A 19,255-nucleotide genomic window follows, 5' to 3' on the forward strand; every position below is an offset into this window, starting at 1 on the left:
CTGAACCAGGAGCGACACCATGGCATCCAAAGGCGGACGCGAGAAGATCAAGCTGGAATCCACTGCCGGCACCGGTCATTTCTACACCACCAACAAGAACAAGAAGACCACGCCCCAAAAGCTGGAATTCATGAAGTTCGACCCCAAGGCACGCAAGCACGTGCTGTACAAGGAAACCAAGCTGAAGTGATTCAGCCCGGTCCTTGAAGAAGAAAACCCGCCTCTCGGCGGGTTTTTTCATGGGCGATCGAGAGACGGGGCCATCTCCCCACCCCTCCTCAAGTCGCACTCAGCGGATCGGGGCCAGACTCGTCTTGCCCAGCAGTTCACGCGCCATCCAGTCGTCGATCATCTTCTTCTCGTAGCGCAACGACTCGGTATCGAAGTAACGGTTGCTGCCAGTGTTCTGGTAGTCCATGTCCTTCAGATCCGCCTTGCCGGACTTCAGGACCTGGCCGTTCTCGCTGAGTGTGTAGGCGAAGCTCATGCGCGGGATCGTCACCGACCGGAGGATACGGATGCGGTCCATGCGGACGCGCGGTTCGATCTCACCTGCCAGGTCGACGTCCGTGATGTCGATCTTGAGTTGCTTGCCAGGGAGCTCGCGCGCTGCGAGCGCCTTGAAGTGATCCTCCAGCTGCTTCATCGCGTTGTCGCGATCCACACCACCCCAACCGATGTCGGAGAAGTTCTCCGGCTTGATGAAGTTGACTTCCGCCTGCGCTTGAGCGGCCGCGGCGATAGCGCCCAGGCTCATGCTCGTCAGGCCGAACAGCACGGCGCGCTTGAAGAAGGTCGAGGCCATCATGTCAGTCTCCTTGTCTGAGAGTCTCCACAAATTATGAGCGCCGCCAAGAAAAAGGCGCCCGGTAGGGGCGCCCTTTGCATTGCTTCATCAGCCGCTGGGTGATGACCGTCACCATGGACGATCCCACCCCCAATGAGTCCGACGTCCGATCAGACGCGCACCGTGCGCAGGCCAGTCGCAAAGGCCTTGAGTTCGGCAATGCCACTTTCCTCGGCCTTGCGGCACCAGGCTTGCAGGTCGTGCACCAGCTGTTCGGCCGACACATTGGTGCGGGTCCACAGTTGACGCAGTTCTTCGCGCATCGTCACCAGCTTGTCGAGCACCGGGCTCGCCGCACGGGCACCGTCCAACTGCGCCTGATACGCCACCGGGATTTTCTCGGCGTCGCGATGCAGCCAGCGGGTGGCCAGCTTGAACTGATGGAACTTGACGCTGTGCTGCTCGCCAGCCGCCTTCAGTTGGATCAGCTCGGCCTTGCAGACACCGCGCAGACCGCGCGCATAACGGGCCATCACCTCATAGCGGTTGGCAATGATCGCTTCCAGCGTGTCCTTGTCGGCCACCGCCTTCAGCTCGCCAGTCTTGATCTGCGGCGCGGTCTTGCGGACCTTCGCCCAGCCGATCATTTCCATCGCGCGGATGTAGCCCCAGCCGATGTCGAACTCGAACGGCTTGACCGAGAACTTGGCCGAAGTCGGGTAGGTGTGGTGGTTGTTGTGCAGCTCTTCGCCACCGATGATCACGCCCCACGGGGACACGTTCGTCGACGCATCCTGCGCCTCGAAGTTGCGATAGCCCCAGTAATGGCCGACGCCGTTGATCACGCCCGCAGCCCAGAACGGGATCCAGGCCATCTGCGCCGCCCAGACGGCCATGCCGGCCACGCCGAACAGCGCCACGTCGATGATCAGCATCAAGGACACACCCCAGACCGACCGGCCCGTGTAAACGTGGCGCTCGATCCAGTCGTCCGGCACGCCATGGCTGAACTTCCTGATCGTTTCCTCGTTCTTCGCCTCGGCGCGATACAGCTCGGCGCCACGCGTCATCACGGTCTTGATACCGCGGGTGACGGGGCTGTGAGGATCGTCCTCGGTCTCGCACTTCGCATGGTGCTTGCGGTGGATGGCCACCCATTCGCGGGTGACCATGCCGGTCGTCAGCCACATCCAGAAACGGAAGAAATGCGACGGGATCGGCCCGAGGTCGAGGGCGCGGTGGGCCTGGGCCCGGTGCAGGAAGATCGTGACGCCAGCAATGGTGATATGCGTCACCACCAAGGTGAAGACGACGATCTGCCACCAGCTGGCGCCGGTGAGGCCGTCGATCATCCACGCCAGGATGGCGTCGTGCACAGACATCAATACGTTCATTCGGTCCTAACCCTGCTCGCGGGGAGCCAGTTGTCCACAGGAAGCCCCGATTGTAGGCGACGCACTCTAGAAATCGCCCGGATGTAAGCGGCTTTCCCGCCGGTCTTTTGACGCTTCAGGGCCGGAAGGGCCTGAAGACGTGATCGAACGAACGGTACAAGCCGTTCGTATCAAAAACAAACCACCTTTCCGGCGCCTGGATCCGGCGCCCGGCAGCTCGGCAGCTCGGCAGGCTTACTTCTTCCGTTCCCAGACCGCGGCGAAGAAGCCGTCGCTCTGGTGACGATGCGGCCACAGGCGCAGATAGCCGTTTTCCGACAGCTGTGCCGCCTGGGACGCCTCGATCTGCGCATGCGTCAGCACGTCCTGCGCCGGGATGAAGGTGAAGTCAGGATGAGCCTCGGCAAACTCCTGGGCGACGGACTCGTTCTCGGCATCCAGCAGCGAGCAGGTCGCATAGACCAGGCGACCACCCGGCTTGAGCAGGCGCGAGGCGCTGTTCAGGATCGCCAGCTGCTTGGCGTGCAGTTCCTGGATGCCCTCCGGCGACTGGCGCCATTTCAGGTCCGGATTGCGGCGAAGGGTACCCAGGCCCGAGCATGGCGCATCGACCAGCACGCGGTCGATCTTCCCGGCCAGGCGCTTGACGCGCTCGTCGCGCTCGTTGCTGATCTGCACCGGGTAGACGTTGGACAGTCCACTGCGCGCCAGGCGCGGCTTGAGCTTGTCGAGCCGGTGTCCCGAGACGTCGAACGCGTACAGCCGACCGGTGTTGCGCATCGCGGCGCCCAGCGCCAGCGTCTTGCCGCCGGCACCGGCGCAGAAGTCCACGACCATCTCGCCGCGCTTGGCTTCGGTCAGCAGGGACAGCAGCTGGCTGCCCTCATCCTGGACCTCGACCTGGCCGCTGGTGAAGACATCCAGCTTCTGCAGCGCCGGCTTGCCTTCGAGCCGCAGCCCCCAGGGCGAGAACGGCGTCGGCGACGACGCGAAACCCTTCTCCTGGAGCGCGGCCTGCACGTCCTCGCGCTTGGCCTTCAACAGGTTGACGCGCAGGTCCAGCGGCGCCGACACGTTGACAGCCTCCGCCAGTTGCCAGAACTGCTCGTCGCCCAGACGCTGCTTCAGCGGGTCGACGATCCAGTCGGGCAGGTTGTGTCGCAACTTCGCCGGCAGCTTGCTGCGGTCGACCTTCGCCACCTGCTTGAGCCAGTGCTGCTCTTCGTCGATGAGCGCGGCGCGGAGGAAGGCTTCGCTGCCGGCCCAGGCGAGGATCGCCAGCCGCCGCGACATCGGACCGCGGCCCGACTGGGCCAGATGCTGCAGCACCGGACGCAGGCGCAGCACGGCATAGGCGGTCTCGGCCACCGTGTGGCGCTCACGCTGGCCGAGCGCCTTGTGCGCACGGAAGAAGTCGGAAACGAGGGAGTCGGCGGGCTTGTCGAACAGCAGCAGGCTGTCCACCAGTTCGGCGCAGAGTTCAAGAAGGGCATTAGGATGCATCGCCCGATTATCCCAGGCTCCGGGCCCGGGACCGCGCCCTGCCCTGTTCCCGCCGTCACGCACCCTCCTCCATGAGCGATTCCCACACGACCCAGGACCCCACGGCGCACGGCGCCGGCGACCCGTTGCCGCCGCTGCCGAAAGCCCCTGCCGGCCGCTACCGCCACTACAAGGGCGGCGAATACGAGGTCCGCGGCGTCGTGCGCCACAGCGAGACGCTGGAGGCACTCGTGCTGTATGCGCCGCTCTACAACGACAGCGGCCTGTGGGTACGCCCCTACGAGATGTTTTTCGGCACCGTCGAGATCGACGGCGTCCTGCAGCCCCGCTTCGCCCTGATGGCGGGTTGAACCTGGACGGACCGCCCGCTGAACCCCCCATGCCCTTGCTGCACCAGATCAAGCGCCGCCCCCGCCTGCTGATCGGCGCGGGCACCGGGGCCCTGCTGGCGGCGGCCTGGCCGGTCGAGCTGGCCTGGCACACCCGCACGCTGCTCGGCTGGAGTGCCGGGGTCTGGACCTACCTCGTGCTGATCGGCTGGATGATGTTCCGCACCGACGCGGAAGACGTCGAGGAGCAGGCCCGCGCCGTCGCGGACAGCGCGCCGACGGTGCTGGTGCTGGCGATCCTCGGCGGCGCCGCGAGCATGGCGGCGATCGCGCTGGAGCTGGCGCAGGTGAAGGAGTCCGGCCTGCTGCAGGCCTGGCCGCATCTGCTGGTGGCGTCGGCGACGCTAACCGGGTCCTGGCTGCTGCTGCCAGTGGAGTTCGGCTTGGCGTACGCGTCGCTGTTCCACAGCGGGCCGAAGGCGCCCCACGGGCTGGAGTTCCCCGGCGACGAGGAAGCGCCCGACTACCTGGACTTCTTCTACTTCGCGGCGACCGTCGCCGCGACCTCCCAGACCTCGGACGTCGTCGTCAGCGCGCGACCGATCCGGCGGCTGGTGCTCGTGCAGGCGATCCAGGCGTTCGTGTTCAACACCGTGGTGCTGGCGCTGACGATCAACTTCCTGGCAGGCATGCTGGGATGACTGCCACGGCCTCGGATCCGAGGCCTCCCTGCGGCAGGACGCTCAGCTGAACATCTGCGATTCGCCGCCACGATGGCGCACGCAAGCACCCTCGGTCACGAGCTGATCCTCGACGAACCAGCGCACGGCACTGGGATACATGCGGTGCTCGAGCTTGAGCACGCGCGCGGCGAGTGCCGCCTCGTCGTCGCCGTCGAGCACCGGCACCACGGCCTGCGCGACGATCGGTCCGTGATCGAGCTCCGCCGTCACGAAGTGCACCGTCGCGCCGGCCACCCGGCAGCCGGCCTCGATGGCGCGCTGATGGGTGTGCAGGCCCGTGAAGGCCGGCAGCAGTGACGGATGGACGTTGAGCATCCGGCCCGCGTAGTGGCCGGTGAAGCCCAGCGTGAGGATGCGCATGAAGCCCGCCAGCACCACCAGATCGGGCGCGAAACCGTCGATGACGCGCTGCAGTTCCGCGTCGAAGGCGACGCGCGCGGCGTCGCCCTTGCCGAAGGCCTTGTGGTCGACGACCGCGGTGGGGACGCCATGCGTCCGCGCGAATTCCAGGCCGCCGGCGTCCGGCCGGTTGCTGATCACCGCGGCGATGCGGGCCGGCCATCCGCCGGCGGCGCAGGCCTGGACGATGGCCTCCATGTTGGAGCCTCGCCCGGAGATCAGGATCACGATGTTCTTCATGGGCCGGCAGTGTAGCCAAGGGCATGACCATGACCGCCGTCGACCGGGCCGCGGCTCCCTACAATCGCCCTCCCGCCGTCGCCGTCTGCCGTTGATCGAGCGGCCTCGTTCCGAGACCGCCCGCCCCGGCGCGGCCACCGCCCAAGCCCTCCGCCATGACCGACCACTCCACCCCCACCCCGCGCCAGCGCGTGCTGTCCGGCATGCGCCCGACCGGCGCGCTGCACCTCGGCCACTACCACGGCGCGCTGAAGAACTGGGTGCGGCTGCAGTCGGCCTACGACTGCTTCTTCTTCGTCGCCGACTGGCACGCGCTGACGACGCACTTCCAGCATCGCGAGGGCTTGGAGCAGAGCGTGTACGACATGGTCGTCGACTGGCTCGCGGCCGGCGTCGATCCCGAACAGGCGACGCTGTTCATCCAGAGTCGCATGCCGGAGCACGCCGAGCTGTTCACGCTGCTGGCGATGAGCACGCCGTCGAGCTGGCTGGAGCGCATGCCGAGCTACAAGGACCTCGTGGCCGGGAACCGCGAGCTGGCGACCTACGGTTTCCTCGGCTACCCGCTGCTGCAGGCGGCCGACATCCTGATCTACAAGGCCGCCTTCGTGCCGGTGGGCGAGGACCAGGCGCCGCACGTCGAGGTGACGCGCGAAGTCGCGCGCCGCTTCAACCACCTCTACCGGCCGCCGACCGCGCCGCTGTTCCCGGAACCGCAGGCGCTGATGACGGAGACCTCGCGACTGCCCGGCCTGGACGGCCGCAAGATGAGCAAGACCTACGGCAACGCGATCGCGATGCGCGACGCGCCGGAGGTCGTGGCCGACAAGGTGCGCAAGATGCAGACGGACCCGCAGCGCGTGCGCCGCGGCGATCCGGGCGAGCCCGAGCGCTGCCCGGTCTGGGCGCTGCACAAGGTCTATGCCGACAGCGACACGCGCGCCTGGGTCGAGGCCGGTTGCCGCAGCGCGGGCATCGGCTGCCTGGACTGCAAGGAGCCGCTGATCGAGGCGATCCACGACGAACAGGCGCCCTGGCGCGCCCGCGCCGACGAACTGCTCGCCGATCCGAAGAAGGTCCACTGGATCGTCGAGGTCGGCACCGAACGTGCCCGTGCGGTGGCACGCAAGACGCTGCGCGAGGTGCGCGGCGCGATGGGCATCGACTACTGAGACGACCGAGATGGCCGGCATCCACATCACCGACCTCGAATCCGCCATCAACTGGTGGCGCCAACGCTCGCCGGGTGACGGCGTGACGCTGGGCCCGGAGCTGCGCGCGCTGGCGGAGGTCTATGCGCTGATGGTCTTCCACCACGAGACCGAATGCGACGAGGACTCCATGCCGCCGCACGCGCTCGCGGCGTGGATGCGCTGGTACGACACGACGCCGGACGCCCCCTGCATCGCGATCTGCTCGACCAGCCAGGGCGACGAGCTCTGCAAGGGCTGCGGTCGCAGCTTCGACGAGGTCCAGAACTGGCCGGTGCTTACGCCCGGCGAGAAGCGCGCGACCTGGCGACGCATCACGATCGAAGGCACGGCGTGGCGCTTCAACCGGTATGCGGAGCGCGCCATCGAGTTGCGCGGTGCCAGCGGCACGACCCACCTGACCGGCACGGTCAATGCCGCCGGCTCGGCGGAAGCCGGCGGTGCTGACGCGTCCAGCAAGGACTCCGCTTGAGCGCAGCGCTGCACGGCCGGCTCGCGAGCCTGCGTCAGATCCTGCCGCTCGCATGGCCCGTGTTCATCGGTCAACTCGCGGTGCTGGCGTACTCGACGATCGACACGCTGCTCGTCGCGCGCCATTCCGCGATCGACCTGGCGGCGCTGGCGGTGGGCTCGGCCGTCTACACCTCGGTCTTCGTCGGGCTGATGGGCGTCGTGCTGGCGATCTCGCCGGTCGCGGGGCAGCTCTTCGGCGCGAAACGCATGGCCGAGGCCGGCGACAGCCTGCATCAGGCGGCATGGCTCGCGCTGGCGCTGTCGGTCGTCGGGGAAGTGATCCTGTGGTTCCCGCACCCCTTCCTGGCGATCTCGCAGGTCAGCCCCGAGATCGCCGCCAAGATCCGCGACTACCTGCGCATGCTGGGCGTCGCGCTGCCGGCGGCCTTGCTGTTCACCGCCTACCGCGGCTTCAACACGGCCGTCTCGCGACCCAAGGCCGTGATGGCGCTGCAGATCGGCGGGCTGCTGCTGAAGTTCCCGGCCAGCGCACTGCTGATCGGCGGCTTCACGCTGGGGCCGTTGCACGTGCCGCCGCTGGGCGCGGTCGGCTGTGCGATCGCCACGGCGATCGTGATGTGGAGCCAGTTGCTCATCGCACTGACCGTGCTGCGACGCGATCCGTTCTATGCCGATTTCGGCTTCGCCCGCAGCGGGCTGCACCGCCCGCGCAAGGACACGCTGATGCGGCTCCTGAAGCTGGGCGTGCCGATGGGTGCCTCGGTGCTGATCGAGGTCACCGGCTTCACCTTCATGGCGATCTTCATCGCGCGGCTGGGCACGACGCCGGTGGCGGGGCATCAGCTCTGCGCCAACCTCGTCGCGATGATGTTCATGCTGCCGCTGTCGCAGGCGAACGCCTGCAGCACGCTGGTGGCGCAGGCGATGGGCGCCCGCGACTACGCCGCGGCGCGCCGGCTCGGCTGGCACGGACTGGAGATCGCGCTGGCGATCGCGTTCGTGCTGGGCGGCGTGGTCTTCTCGCTGCGCGAGCAGGTGCTGGGCCTGTACACGAGCAACGCCGCCGTGATCGCGGCCGCCCTGCCCCTGCTGGGCTGGCTGTGGCTCTTCCACGTGTCCGACGCCGGCCAGACCGTGGCCGCCTTCGTGCTGCGCGCTCATCACATCGCGACCGCGCCGATGCTGATCTACGCGTTCGCGATCTGGGGGCTCGGACTGGGCGGAGGCTACTGGCTGGTCTTCGGCGACCACGCCGTCGCGCTGCCCGCGATCATGCAGGGGGCGATGGGCTTCTGGAGCGCCGCCTCGGCCGGGCTCGCGGCGGCCGCGATCGGGCTCAGCATCCTGCTGGCCCTCGTCCATCGCCGGGAGATCGGTCCCTGAGCGTCCCTGCGACCTCTCTGGAACCGCTCCAGAAACTCGTCAGGCCGCGCTCAGCGGAAGCGTGATGACGAAGCAGCTTCCGCCGCCTTCGCGGGCGTCGCAGCGTACAGTGCCCTGATGCGCCGTCGCGATCTGCTTCACCAGGCTCAGACCCAGGCCGACGCCGCCCGACACCTCGGCATGACCGGGCAGGCGGAAGAAGGCCTCGAAGATCCGCTCGCGCATCGGCTCGGGCACGCCCGGGCCGCGGTCACAGACCTGCAACTCGACGCGGTCCTGACCGGCGCGACGCACCTTGAGCTCCACGACCGGCCCGCCGTAACGGCGCGCGTTCTCGAGCAGGTTGCGCAAGGCGCGGCGCAACAGGCGATCATCGCCGTTCAGCGGCAGGCGCGCGATGCCGTCCTCGATCTCCAGCTCGGCGTCGCCCAGTGCGGCGGACTCGGCGGCGATGGCCAGCAGATCGACCGGCTCCAGCCTCAGCGACTGCGCACCGCCCTCGAGGCGACTGGCCAGCAGCACTTCCTCGACCAGCGCGTCCAGCTCGACGATGTTGGTGTTGATTTCCTGACCCAGCCGCGCGCGTTGCGCGGGCGACGCGTCGTCCAGCATCGAGAACGCCATCTTCAGACGCGCCAGTGGCGAGCGCAACTCATGGCTCGCATTGGCCAGCAGGCTCTTCTGGGATCGCAGCAAGGCCTCGATCCGTTCGGCGGCGAGGTTGAAGCTGGTCGCCAGCGCGGCGACCTCGTCCTTGCCATTGTCCTGCACACGGAAACTCAGGTCGCCAGCGCCGAACTGCTCGACGCCGGACTTCAACGATTCGAGGCGGCGCGTCAGGCGACGCACGACGGGATACGCGCCCACGGCCACCGCGACGAACAGCATCGCGAGCAGCACAGCCAAGGCCTCGCCGCTCGGGCGCGGGATCCAGCCCGGCAGCCAGGAACCGTTCGCCGCGTCTTCGCGACGTTGCTGCTCCAGGCGGTCCAGCATGCGTTGACGCATCTGCTCGACTTCCGGACGCGGCTCGCGCCGGATGGGGTCGCGGGCGTCGTTCGGCGGCGGACCGTCGACGAAGGGATCGCGGCGCTCGCGCTGCATCCGGTGCGGACCGCTCGCGGCGCGCGCGTCGGCTTCCAGCTTGTCCTGGCCGATCGGTCCCGATGCGCCCGGTGGTCGCGCCAGACGCAGGAACAGCAGATGCCGGCCGTCATCCAGCGGTACGCGCTGCACGCGCGAACCCGGCAGGTCCTCGCGGCGCTCGAACAGCGGCGAGGCGCCGATGCGGCGTCCGCGCGAATCTTCCAGTGCCAGCGCCATGCGCAGGCGCTGGCCCCAGTCCTCGACGGCGTCGGCCTGCTCGTCCGTCGACGCCGTCACCGGCGGCAGGGCGCGCTGCACCAGCACCGCGAGCGCCACCAGGCGCTCCGAGGCGGCCTGCTCGAAGGTCCCGCGCTCCTGCTCGATGCGACCCTGGAAGAGCCACGCCGAACCGAGCGCAAACGCCAGCAACACCACCACGACGGTGATGTAGATGCGCAGGTACAGCGCCTTCACCGCGTCGCAGCCTTCATTCGAGGCCTTCGGCGTCCTGCTTGCGGGCGAACACGTAACCGGCGCCGCGCACCGTCAGCACGCGTCTGGGATTCTTGGCGTCGTCCTCGATGACCGAACGGATGCGCGAGATGTGCACGTCGATCGACCGGTCGAAGGCCTCCAGCGGGTGGCCCTTGAGCGCGTCCATGATCTGGTCGCGGGAGAGCACGCGGCCGGGGCTCTGTGCCAGCACGACCAGCAGGTCGAACTGGTGGCTGGTCAGGTCGCAGGCGTTGCCGTCCAGGCGCACCTGGCGGGCCGCCAGGTCGATCTCCAGGCGGCCGAATCGCAGCACCTCGTCGCCCATGGCCTGGGGCTCGGTGCGGCGCAGCAGCGCCTTCACGCGGGCCTGCAGTTCCCGCGGTTCGAAGGGCTTGGGCAGGTAGTCGTCCGCGCCCAGTTCCAGGCCGAGGATGCGGTCCATCGGCTCGCCGCGCGCCGACAGCATCAGCACCGGCAGGCGGCGCCAGCGCTTGTCGCCGCGCAGTTGCCGGCAGAACTCGAGGCCGTCGCCGTCGGGCAGCATCAGGTCCAGGACCAGCAGCTCGAACTGGCCGGCCTCGAGCTCGGTGCGGCCTTGCGACAGCGAACCGGCGAAGCTGACGTCGAAGCCGGCGCTGCTGAGGTAGTCGCCCAGCATCGCGGTGAGCCGGGCGTCGTCGTCGATCAGGAGCAGTCGTGGGTTCATCGGGCGTTGCGGTGCAGCCACCGACCGGGCCGGATCGGCCAGGCCGCGCGCCGCGGACTCATCGAAAGACTGAAGCATAGCCGGCCTCGTACGTTCAGCGGTCAGTGAAAGGCTTCGGGACCGGGTTGGCCTCGTTGGCCCCGCGGCGTTCCTTGGCGCGCTCGGCGCGGTCCTTCATGCGCTCCTTCATCTTCTCGCGCTGCTGGTCCTTCAGCTGGGCGATCTTGGCGCGCTGCTCGGGCGACAGGACCCGCGACGCGTCGATCATCGCCAGCGTGATGCGCTTGGATTCGACGTCATGCGCGGCGTGCATCTGCTGGCGCACCTGCTCGACGGCGTTGGCGTCGACGGTGGGCGCCGTGAACAGCGCCTGCATGCGTTCGTGCAGTTGGCGCTTGGTGTCGCGCTGCGACTTCAGGTCCTTGTGCGCGGCTTCGAAGATCTGCTTGATCTGCGCCTGCTGCGCGTCGGTGACGCCGGCGTCCTTCAGCAGCTTGCCGTGCATGGCGCCCATGGGGCCGAAGCCGGGGCCGCCGAAGTCCGGACCGCCGCGGTGCATGCCGTGCGGCGGCGGCGGCGGCACGTCGCCGGGCGCCGGTTGGGCTTGCGCGGCCAGGGCGGCCACGCTCATCGTCGCGGCCAGGGCCAGCATCTTCAGGGGGCGGGAGAAGCTCTTGACCATCTCGGAATCTCCAAATCGTTCTGGGGTGAGGAAATGGTCGGCGCCGCGCGTCAATTGGCCGTGGGCGTCCCGTAAAGATTCGTGAAATGAATCGACCCCAATGAAAAACGCCCGCGGCGCCTCTTGAAATCGAGACATCGCGGGCGCCTGGCAAGACCTGCCCCAGAGGGCAGGCCTGACGGCTGGGAGCCGTGGAAATTAAGTGATCGGCTTGAAGCGGACGCGCTTGGGACGCGCACCTTCTTCACCGAGGCGCTTCTTCTTGTCGGCTTCGTACTCGTGGAAGTTGCCGTCGAAGAAGAACCACTGCGAATCGCCTTCGCAAGCCAGGATGTGCGTGCAGATGCGGTCCAGGAACCAGCGATCGTGGGAGATCACCATCGCCGAGCCGGCGAATTCCAGCAGCGCCTCTTCCAGCGCGCGCAGGGTTTCGACGTCCAGGTCGTTCGACGGTTCGTCGAGCATCAGCACGTTGCCGCCCTGGGCCAGGGTCTTGGCCAGGTGCAGACGGCCGCGTTCACCGCCGGACAGCTGACCGACCATCTTCTGCTGGTCGTTGCCCTTGAAGTTGAAGCGGCCGATGTAGGCGCGCGACGGCATCACGAACTTGCCGACGATGATGTTGTCCAGACCGCCGGAGACGTCTTCCCACACGGTCTTGTTGGCGTCCAGGCTCTGGCGGCTCTGGTCGACGAAGGCCAGCTTGGCCGTCTTGCCGATCTTCACCGTGCCGCTGTCCGGCGTCTCGACGCCCTGGATCATGCGGAACAGCGTCGACTTGCCGGCGCCGTTCGGGCCGATGATGCCGACGATGGCGCCGGCCGGGACCTTGAACGACAGGTTGTCGATCAGCACGCGGTCGCCGAAGGACTTGGTCACGCCCTCGAACTCGATGACCTCATTGCCCAGGCGCTCGGCCACGGGGATGAAGATCTCGTTGGTCTCGTTGCGCTTCTGGTAGTCGACGTCGCTCAGTTCCTCGAAGCGGGCCAGACGCGCCTTGCTCTTGGCCTGGCGGCCCTTCGCGTTCGAGCGCACCCACTTCAGTTCTTCCTTCATCGCCTTGGCGCGGGCGTCCTCGGTCTTCTGCTCCTGCTCCAGGCGGCGTTCCTTCTGGTCCAGCCAGTCGGAGTAGTTGCCCTTCCAGGGGATGCCGTGGCCGCGGTCAAGTTCCAGGATCCACTCGGCGGCGTTGTCCAGGAAGTAGCGATCATGGGTGATGGCCACCACGGTGCCGGGGAAACGCTGCAGGAACTGCTCCAGCCACTCGACCGATTCGGCGTCCAAGTGGTTGGTTGGTTCGTCCAGCAGCAGCATGTCGGGCTTGGACAGCAGCAGGCGGCACAGCGCGACGCGGCGCTTCTCGCCGCCGGACAGCACGCCGATGTTGGCGTCCCACGGCGGCAGGTTCAGCGCGTCGGCGGCCAGTTCCAGCTGCAGGTCGGTGTTCTCGGAACCGGCGGCGGCGATGATCGCCTCCAGCTCGCCCTGCTCGGCGGCCAGCGCGTCGAAGTCGGCGCCGTCTTCCGCATAGGCGGCGTAGACCTCGTCCAGGCGCTTCTTGGCGGCCAGCACGCCGCCGATGCCTTCCTCGACCGCTTCACGCACGGTCTGGTCCGGGTTCAGCTGCGGCTCCTGCTCCAGGTAGCCGATCTTGATGCCGGGCATCGGGATGGCCTCGCCCTCGATCTCCTTGTCGACGCCGGCCATGATCTTCAGCAGCGTGGACTTGCCCGAGCCGTTCAGGCCCAGCACGCCGATCTTGGCGCCGGGGAAGAAGGACAGCGAGACGTTCTTGAGGATGTGGCGCTTCGGAGGAACCGTCTTGTTGACGCGGTTCATCGAAAAGACGTATTGAGCCATGGCGATGGTTCTTCAGCGTTTCGTGGGTTGACCTGGGGGCCTCGGGGCGCCTGTCGCGGCGTTGGCAGCGACGGGTGCGGCAGCGGGGCCGGAGCCTGCATGGGCGGCGGGGCGCCCGGGCAATAGTCGTGCATTGTCGCAGCTTCCGCCGGTGCCCATAAACTCGACGGCCCTTCCCGCCGCTTCCGGTTTCCTCGGCCGGTTTCCTCAGAGATGACCACCATGCTGTTCCGTTCCATCTCGCGCGCCGTCTCGGTTCGTTCGCGCACAGTGGCCGCGCTGGCCGCACTCCCGCTCACGATGGCCCTCCTCGCGGGCAGCGTGCAAACGCAGGCGCACGCGCAGACGCTGCGCTGGGCCAGCCAGGGCGACATGCAGACGGCCGACCCGCATTCGCAGAACGAGATCGTCACCAATGCGATGAACGGCCAGGTCTACGAGCGACTGGTCTCGCGCGACCGCAACCTCAACCTGGTGCCGGGTCTTGCCACGGAATGGACGCAGCCCAAGCCGACGCTGTGGCGGCTGAAGCTGCGCCAGGGCGTGAAGTTCCAGGACGGCACGCCGTTCACGGCGGACGACGTGGTGTTCTCGATCAACCGGGCGAAGGATCCGTATTCGCAGATCAGCGTCTACGCGCAGGCGGTCGGCACGCCGAAGAAGATCGACGACTACACGGTCGAGTTCCAGCTCGACAAGGTCAATCCGATCTTCCTGCAGCACCTGGACACGCTGTTCATCATGAGCCGCAAGTGGTGCGAGCAGCACAACGTCGTCAAGCCGCAGAACTTCAAGGACAAGCAGGAAACCTACGCCGCCACGCACTCGAACGGCACCGGGCCGTACACGATGGTGGCGCGCGAACCCGGCATCCGCACCACCTTCAAGCGCAACCCGGCGTGGTGGGGCAAGTTCGACGGCAACGTGCAGGACGCCGTCTACACGCCGATCGCCAACGACGCCACGCGGCTGGCGGCGCTGGTCTCGGGCGAGATCGACTTCGTGCTCGACCCCTCGCCGCGCGACATCCCGAAGCTGAAGCAGACGCCGCAGGTCAAGGTCCAGGAAGGCCCGGAGAACCGCATCGTCTTCATCGGCATGGACCAGGCGCGCGACAAGCTGCTGTACGGCAAGGTGCCCGGCGACAAGAACCCGTTCAAGGACCTGCGCGTGCGGCAGGCGCTGTACCAGGCGATCGACATCAACACGATGCGCACCAAGCTGATGAACGGCCTGAGCCTGCCCACCGGCGGGCTGACGCCCTCGAAGCTGGGCGCTTTCAACGATCCGCAGCTGGAGACGCGCCTGCCCTTCGACCTGGCCGCGGCGCGCAAGCTGATGGCCGACGCCGGCTACGCCAACGGCTTCGAGGTGACGCTGGACTGCACCAACAACCGCTACATCAACGACGAGCGCATCTGCCTGGCGCTGGCCTCGATGTGGGCGCAGCTCAAGGTGAAGGTCAGCGTCAACGCGCAGCCGCGCGTGCTGATGTTCCCCAAGCTGGAGAAGCTCGACACCAGCCTCTACCTGTACGGCTGGGGCGGCAGCATCACCGATGCGGAAGTCGCGATGACGCCGCTGATGCGCAACCGCGGCGAGAAGTCGGTCGGCCAGTACAACTTCGGCAACTGGCGCGACGACAAGTTCGATCAGCTCGCCGCCGCGTCCAGCGAGGAAGCCGACCCGAAGAAGCGCGAGGAGCTGATCAAGGCCGCGCTGCGCGAGTTCCGCGCGCAGACGCACCTGATCCCGCTGCACCGCCAGATGATCCCGTGGGCGACCCGCGCCAACGTGACGGTGATCCACCGCCCCGACAACTGGTTCGAACTGCGCTGGGCGTCAGTCACCCCGAAGTAAGCCGGTTGAACTCCCTCTCCCGCTTGCTGTATGGACCGAGGACATGGGTAACAGGTGTGCCAGGACATGGGTGACACTTTTCCCGCCTAGTCAGCGGGAGGACGAAGTTGCCCTGGAGCCAAGTCACCGTGAAGGATCAAAGAGAGGAATTCGTTCGGCTGGCCCGACAGCCTGGCGCCAATATCAGCGAGCTATGTCGACGCAGCGGCATCAGCCGTAAGACGGGCTACAAGTGGCTCAGCCGAGTCGATCTTGAGGATCGATCTCGGCGACCACGAACCTCACCGACCCGTACACCCGAACAGCTGTAAGCTCATGTGCTTGCAGTGCGGGCCGAATGTCCGGCTTGGGGTGCTCGCAAGATCGCGCATGTGCTGGGGCGCGATCATGGCGTGCACATAGCGGCCAGCACGGCCAACTGGGTGCTGCGCCGCAACGGCCTGATCGACCCGGCAGCAAGCCAGGCCGCAACGGCATGGCAGCGCTTCGAGCACGAGACGCCCAATGCGCTGTGGCAAATGGACTTCAAGGGCCACTTCGCCACCGACGCTCAGCGCTGTCACCCGCTGACCGTGCTGGACGATCACTCACGCTTCAACATCGTCCTGCAAGCGCTGGGCAATGAGCGGCTCGAGTCCGTGCAGCCCGTGCTGCAGCGCGCCTTCGAGCGCTATGGGCTGCCTGAGCGCATCAACGCCGACAACGGCCCGCCCTGGGGTTCGCCGACGCGCGGCGCGCTCACCGAGTTGGAGGTGTGGCTGATTCGGCTGGGCGTGCGCTTGAGCCACAGCCGACCGATGCATCCGCAGACCAACGGCAAAGACGAACGATTCCATCGCACGCTGAAGGCCGAGCTACTAGCCAGTCGGCACTTCAAGGACCTGAGCGATGCCCAGCGCCACTTCAGCCAGTGGCGCCATCTCTACAACTCCAAACGGCCTCATTGCGCACTGGGCATGGGCACGCCAGCCAGCCGCTACGTGGCTAGCCCGCGCTCAATGCCAAGCTCACTGGAGCCCGTCGAATACGGCGATGGCGTCATCGTGCGCCGGGTCGGATACGGTGGACGGATCCAGTTCAAGGGCAATACCTACCGCGTTGGCAGAGGTCTCATCGGCCAACCTGTGGCCCTACGACCTCACTTGGATCTCGATGGCAGCTTCGATGTCTTCTTCTGCCACCAAAAGGTACGCATGATTGAGCTGTGCCAGGCTGACTAACCTGGACCAGACCTGTTACCCATGTCCTGGCACACCTGTCACCCATGTCCTCGGTCCATACAGCTTGCGGGAGAGGGTGGGGGTGAGGGCCAGCGGCCGCCGAAGGACCTCAACGCAGCGGCGGATCGAACAGGTAGCCGATCCCCCGTACCGTGCGGATCAATGGCGAACTGGGATCGTCGTGCAGCTTCTGCCGCAGTCGCGAGACCATCAGGTCCACCGACCGCTCCAACGCCGTGACGCCATCGCCGCGCGCCAGGTGCAGCAGCTCCTGCCGCTGCAGCACGCTGTGCGGCCGCTCGAGGAAGGCGCGCAGCAGCTTGTATTCGCTCTGCGAGAGCACCACACAGAACCCGCCCGGCCCCGACAGCCGGCGCGTCATCGGCTCCAGCTTGAAGCGGCCGAACATCAGCACCTCGGCCGCATCCCCCTCACGTGGCCGCAGCAGTGCCTTGATGCGCGCCTGCAGCTCCCGCGGTTCCCCGTCCTTGGCGAGCACCGCATCCGCCCCGCGTTCCAGCGCCAGCACGCGTTCGAGCGTGCTGTCGTGCTGCAGCAGCACGATCACCGGCATGCGCGACCGCTGCCTGAGCCGCGTCAGCGCGCCCCACCCTGCCTCGCGGGCGTCGCTCGGATCGATCAGGGCGAGGTCCACCGGCAGCAGCGGCACGCGGTCCAGCAACGCCGCCTCGGCGCTGTCGGTGACGCGGAAGCCCCAGGCCCGCATCAGCCCGGCGAATCGCAGGCGCGCATGCGGGTCGGGGTCCAGCAGCAGCAGATGGGTGCCGGCGGCAGGATCGGGAAACAGGGCGCTCATGACGATGGGACAAGTGGACACATTGGCGCAAGACTATGCCGCTGCAATCCCCTTTGAATGCCGATCAGCACGGGCCTCACCGTCCTTTTTACCTGCGGTTTACCGCACTGAAACACGGCTGCGGGGACCGACACGATTGCCTGAGCGATGGCTGTCACCCAGCTTGCTGAAAGCTGTCCGGATGCCCCGCAATCCGCCTTTTCAGCGCCGTCGTTCGCCCTGGACCAGCATGGGGGTCCGTTCATCGTCCTCCCGATGCACTGAACCAATCGCTCACAAGGGTCACAGACCCCGTCAGCTACAATGGCCCCATCGCCGCGGCTCAGTCTTGCCGCGGCTTTATCTTTGAGCTCACGCTCTCCCACGGCAGCCGAAGACTGGCGCCAGGCCCTCACCGGGTCGGCGTGCTGCACACAAAGCCCGTTCGGGCACCAACAAAGCAGCTTATGAGTTTTGACGCATTGGGGCTCTCCCAGCCCCTGCTCCGCGCGATCGCCGATGCCGGCTACTCGACCCCCACCCCCATCCAGAGCCAGGCGATCCCCGCCGTGCTCACCGGCGGCGACCTGCTGGCCGGCGCCCAGACCGGCACCGGCAAGACCGCCGGCTTCACCCTTCCCCTGCTGGAGCGCCTGTCCGCCGGCAAGCCCGTGCGTGACGCCAAGGGCCGCCCCGCGATCCGCGCGCTCGTGCTGACCCCGACCCGCGAACTCGCGGCGCAGGTCGAGGAAAGCGTGCGCACCTATGGCAAGTACCTGCCGCTGACCAGCATGGTGATGTTCGGCGGCGTCGGCATGAATCCGCAGATCAGCCAGCTGCGCAAGGGCGTGGACATCCTGGTGGCGACGCCGGGCCGCCTGCTGGACCACGCGCAGCAAGGCACGCTGGACCTGTCCAAGGTCGAGATCCTGGTGCTGGACGAAGCCGACCGCATGCTCGACATGGGCTTCATCCACGACATCAAGAAGGTGCTCGCGCTGCTGCCGGCCAAGAAGCAGAGCCTGCTGTTCTCGGCGACCTTCAGCGACGAGATCAAGGCGCTGGCCGACCGCCTGCTGGACAACCCGGGCCTGATCGAGGTCGCGCGCCGTAACGCCACGGCCGACACGATCGCACAGCGCATCCACCCGGTCGACCGCGACAAGAAGAAGGAACTGCTGGCCCATCTGATCACGAAGCACGACTGGCATCAGGTGCTGGTGTTCACGCGGATGAAGCATGGCGCGAACCGCCTGGCCGAGTACCTGGACAAGTCGGGCATCACCGCGATGGCGATCCACGGCAACAAGAGCCAGGGCGCCCGCACGAAGGCGCTGTCCGAGTTCAAGAGCGGCGACCTGAAGGTGCTGGTCGCGACCGACATCGCCGCGCGCGGCATCGACATCGACCAGCTCCCGCACGTCATCAACTACGAGCTGCCGAACGTCGCCGAGGACTACGTGCACCGCATCGGCCGGACCGGCCGCGCCGGCGCGCAAGGCGAAGCGCTGTCGCTGGTGTGCGTGGACGAGGAAGGTTTCCTGCGCGAGATCCAGAAGCTGATCAAGCGCGAGATCCCGCGCGAGGTCGTGCCGGGCTTCGAGCCGGACCCGAACGCCAAGGCCGAGCCGATCGTGCTGGGCCGCATGGTGCTGAACGGCGGGCTGGGCAAGTCCTCGGGCTCGCCGCGTCCGGCGGGTGGCGGTGGCGGTGGCCGTCGCGGTGGTGGCGGCGGTGGCGGCGGTGGCCGTTCGCAAGGCCAAGGCGGCCGTCCGCAGGGCGGCGGTCAGGGTCAAGGCCAGGGTCGTCCGGCGCAGGGTGCCCAAGGCGGTGGCCAGAGATCTGGCGGTCAATCGCAAGGTCAAGGCGGTCAGCGCCAGGGCCAGGGCCAGGGCGGCCAGGGTCAAGGCCAACGCCAGGCGCAGGGCCAAGGCGGTCAGCGCCAAGGCCAGGGTCAAGGCCAGGGCCAGGGCAGCCGTCACGGCAGCCAGGGCAACCGTCCGGCAGGCGCGGCGCTGACGCGTCCGAAGTCGAACTCCTGATCCCGGACTCTCCGTGATGCAACGGCGCCTTCGCAGGCGCCG

At 67.4% G+C, this 19,255-nt stretch carries 17 protein-coding genes and 1 pseudogene; 9 read left to right on the forward strand and 9 right to left on the reverse strand.

The window, feature by feature from the left end; translation table 11 throughout:
* Positions 1-19 precede the first annotated feature (19 nt).
* Positions 20-190, forward strand: a complete 171-nt coding sequence (gene rpmG, locus ACQ86G_RS25475; RefSeq protein ID WP_067273562.1) for a 50S ribosomal protein L33 — start codon at positions 20-22, stop codon at positions 188-190.
* A gap of 99 nt (positions 191-289) precedes the next feature.
* Here rpmG and ACQ86G_RS25480 read toward each other — a convergent pair whose 3' ends face one another.
* The 3 genes from ACQ86G_RS25480 to ACQ86G_RS25490 all read right to left on the reverse strand — a co-directional run bounded on the left by ACQ86G_RS25480 (position 290) and on the right by ACQ86G_RS25490 (position 3,684).
* Positions 290-808, reverse strand: coding sequence for a DUF3016 domain-containing protein (locus ACQ86G_RS25480; RefSeq protein WP_431257895.1), 519 nt, complete (start codon positions 806-808; stop codon positions 290-292).
* 149 nt (positions 809-957) lie between these two features.
* A complete protein-coding gene (locus ACQ86G_RS25485) occupies positions 958-2,169 on the reverse strand; it encodes a DesA family fatty acid desaturase (RefSeq protein ID WP_431257896.1) in 1,212 nt (403 codons plus the stop codon).
* 246 nt (positions 2,170-2,415) lie between these two features.
* The gene (locus ACQ86G_RS25490) at positions 2,416-3,684 is read right to left on the reverse strand and encodes an RsmB/NOP family class I SAM-dependent RNA methyltransferase (RefSeq protein WP_431257897.1); all 1,269 of its coding nucleotides are present in this window, start codon (positions 3,682-3,684) and stop codon (positions 2,416-2,418) included.
* Between the two features lie 71 nt (positions 3,685-3,755).
* On the opposite strand from ACQ86G_RS25490, the gene ACQ86G_RS25495 reads away from it, so the two are divergent.
* Entirely contained in the window at positions 3,756-4,034 is a 279-nt protein-coding gene (locus ACQ86G_RS25495) for a DUF1653 domain-containing protein (protein ID WP_431257898.1), read from the forward strand.
* A 29-nt stretch (positions 4,035-4,063) separates the two neighbouring features.
* Entirely contained in the window at positions 4,064-4,714 is a 651-nt protein-coding gene (locus ACQ86G_RS25500; RefSeq protein ID WP_431257899.1) for a DUF1345 domain-containing protein, read from the forward strand.
* Between the two features lie 42 nt (positions 4,715-4,756).
* Here the strand turns inward: ACQ86G_RS25500 and purN are convergent, their stop codons facing one another.
* On the reverse strand, positions 4,757-5,395 hold the full coding sequence (gene purN / locus ACQ86G_RS25505; protein ID WP_431257900.1) for a phosphoribosylglycinamide formyltransferase: 639 nt from the start codon (positions 5,393-5,395) through the stop codon (positions 4,757-4,759).
* 155 nt (positions 5,396-5,550) lie between these two features.
* Here purN and trpS point away from each other — a divergent pair, with 155 nt between their 5' ends.
* From trpS to ACQ86G_RS25520, 3 genes are read left to right on the forward strand one after another with little or no spacing between them, the layout of a single operon-like run.
* On the forward strand, positions 5,551-6,567 hold the full coding sequence (gene trpS, locus ACQ86G_RS25510) for a tryptophan--tRNA ligase (protein WP_431257901.1): 1,017 nt from the start codon (positions 5,551-5,553) through the stop codon (positions 6,565-6,567).
* Between the two features lie 10 nt (positions 6,568-6,577).
* Positions 6,578-7,078, forward strand: coding sequence for a DUF3717 domain-containing protein (locus ACQ86G_RS25515; RefSeq protein WP_431257902.1), 501 nt, complete (start codon positions 6,578-6,580; stop codon positions 7,076-7,078).
* Entirely contained in the window at positions 7,075-8,463 is a 1,389-nt protein-coding gene (locus ACQ86G_RS25520) for an MATE family efflux transporter (RefSeq protein WP_431257903.1), read from the forward strand. Before ACQ86G_RS25515 ends, ACQ86G_RS25520 begins: the two co-directional genes overlap by 4 nt.
* A gap of 39 nt (positions 8,464-8,502) precedes the next feature.
* On the opposite strand, the gene ACQ86G_RS25525 is transcribed toward ACQ86G_RS25520, so the two are convergent.
* The 4 genes from ACQ86G_RS25525 to ettA all read right to left on the reverse strand — a co-directional run bounded on the left by ACQ86G_RS25525 (position 8,503) and on the right by ettA (position 13,295).
* Entirely contained in the window at positions 8,503-10,023 is a 1,521-nt protein-coding gene (locus ACQ86G_RS25525) for a HAMP domain-containing sensor histidine kinase (RefSeq protein WP_431257904.1), read from the reverse strand.
* 13 nt (positions 10,024-10,036) lie between these two features.
* On the reverse strand, positions 10,037-10,750 hold the full coding sequence (locus ACQ86G_RS25530) for a response regulator (protein ID WP_431261495.1): 714 nt from the start codon (positions 10,748-10,750) through the stop codon (positions 10,037-10,039).
* A 94-nt stretch (positions 10,751-10,844) separates the two neighbouring features.
* Entirely contained in the window at positions 10,845-11,432 is a 588-nt protein-coding gene (locus ACQ86G_RS25535; RefSeq protein ID WP_431257905.1) for a Spy/CpxP family protein refolding chaperone, read from the reverse strand.
* Between the two features lie 198 nt (positions 11,433-11,630).
* Positions 11,631-13,295: an energy-dependent translational throttle protein EttA gene (gene ettA, locus ACQ86G_RS25540; protein WP_088407498.1), complete on the reverse strand. Its 1,665-nt coding sequence runs from the start codon at positions 13,293-13,295 to the stop codon at positions 11,631-11,633.
* 222 nt (positions 13,296-13,517) lie between these two features.
* Here ettA and ACQ86G_RS25545 point away from each other — a divergent pair, with 222 nt between their 5' ends.
* Together ACQ86G_RS25545 and ACQ86G_RS25550 are read left to right on the forward strand one after the other, a co-directional pair.
* Positions 13,518-15,155 carry an ABC transporter substrate-binding protein gene (locus tag ACQ86G_RS25545; RefSeq protein ID WP_431257906.1) on the forward strand — a complete coding sequence of 546 codons (1,638 nt, stop codon included), beginning with the start codon at positions 13,518-13,520 and terminating at the stop codon, positions 15,153-15,155.
* 107 nt (positions 15,156-15,262) lie between these two features.
* Positions 15,263-16,375, forward strand: a pseudogene (locus tag ACQ86G_RS25550) (IS481 family transposase).
* A gap of 109 nt (positions 16,376-16,484) precedes the next feature.
* Here ACQ86G_RS25550 and ACQ86G_RS25555 read toward each other — a convergent pair.
* Positions 16,485-17,192 carry a winged helix-turn-helix domain-containing protein gene (locus ACQ86G_RS25555; protein WP_431257907.1) on the reverse strand — a complete coding sequence of 236 codons (708 nt, stop codon included), beginning with the start codon at positions 17,190-17,192 and terminating at the stop codon, positions 16,485-16,487.
* A gap of 446 nt (positions 17,193-17,638) precedes the next feature.
* Here ACQ86G_RS25555 and ACQ86G_RS25560 point away from each other — a divergent pair, with 446 nt between their 5' ends.
* A complete protein-coding gene (locus tag ACQ86G_RS25560) occupies positions 17,639-19,213 on the forward strand; it encodes a DEAD/DEAH box helicase (protein WP_431257908.1) in 1,575 nt (524 codons plus the stop codon).
* The last annotated feature ends 42 nt before the right edge of the window (positions 19,214-19,255 follow it).

It is taken from the genome of Roseateles chitinivorans (assembly GCF_050632145.1).
Taxonomy (GTDB): Bacteria; Pseudomonadota; Gammaproteobacteria; order Burkholderiales; family Burkholderiaceae_C; genus Roseateles; species Roseateles chitinivorans_B.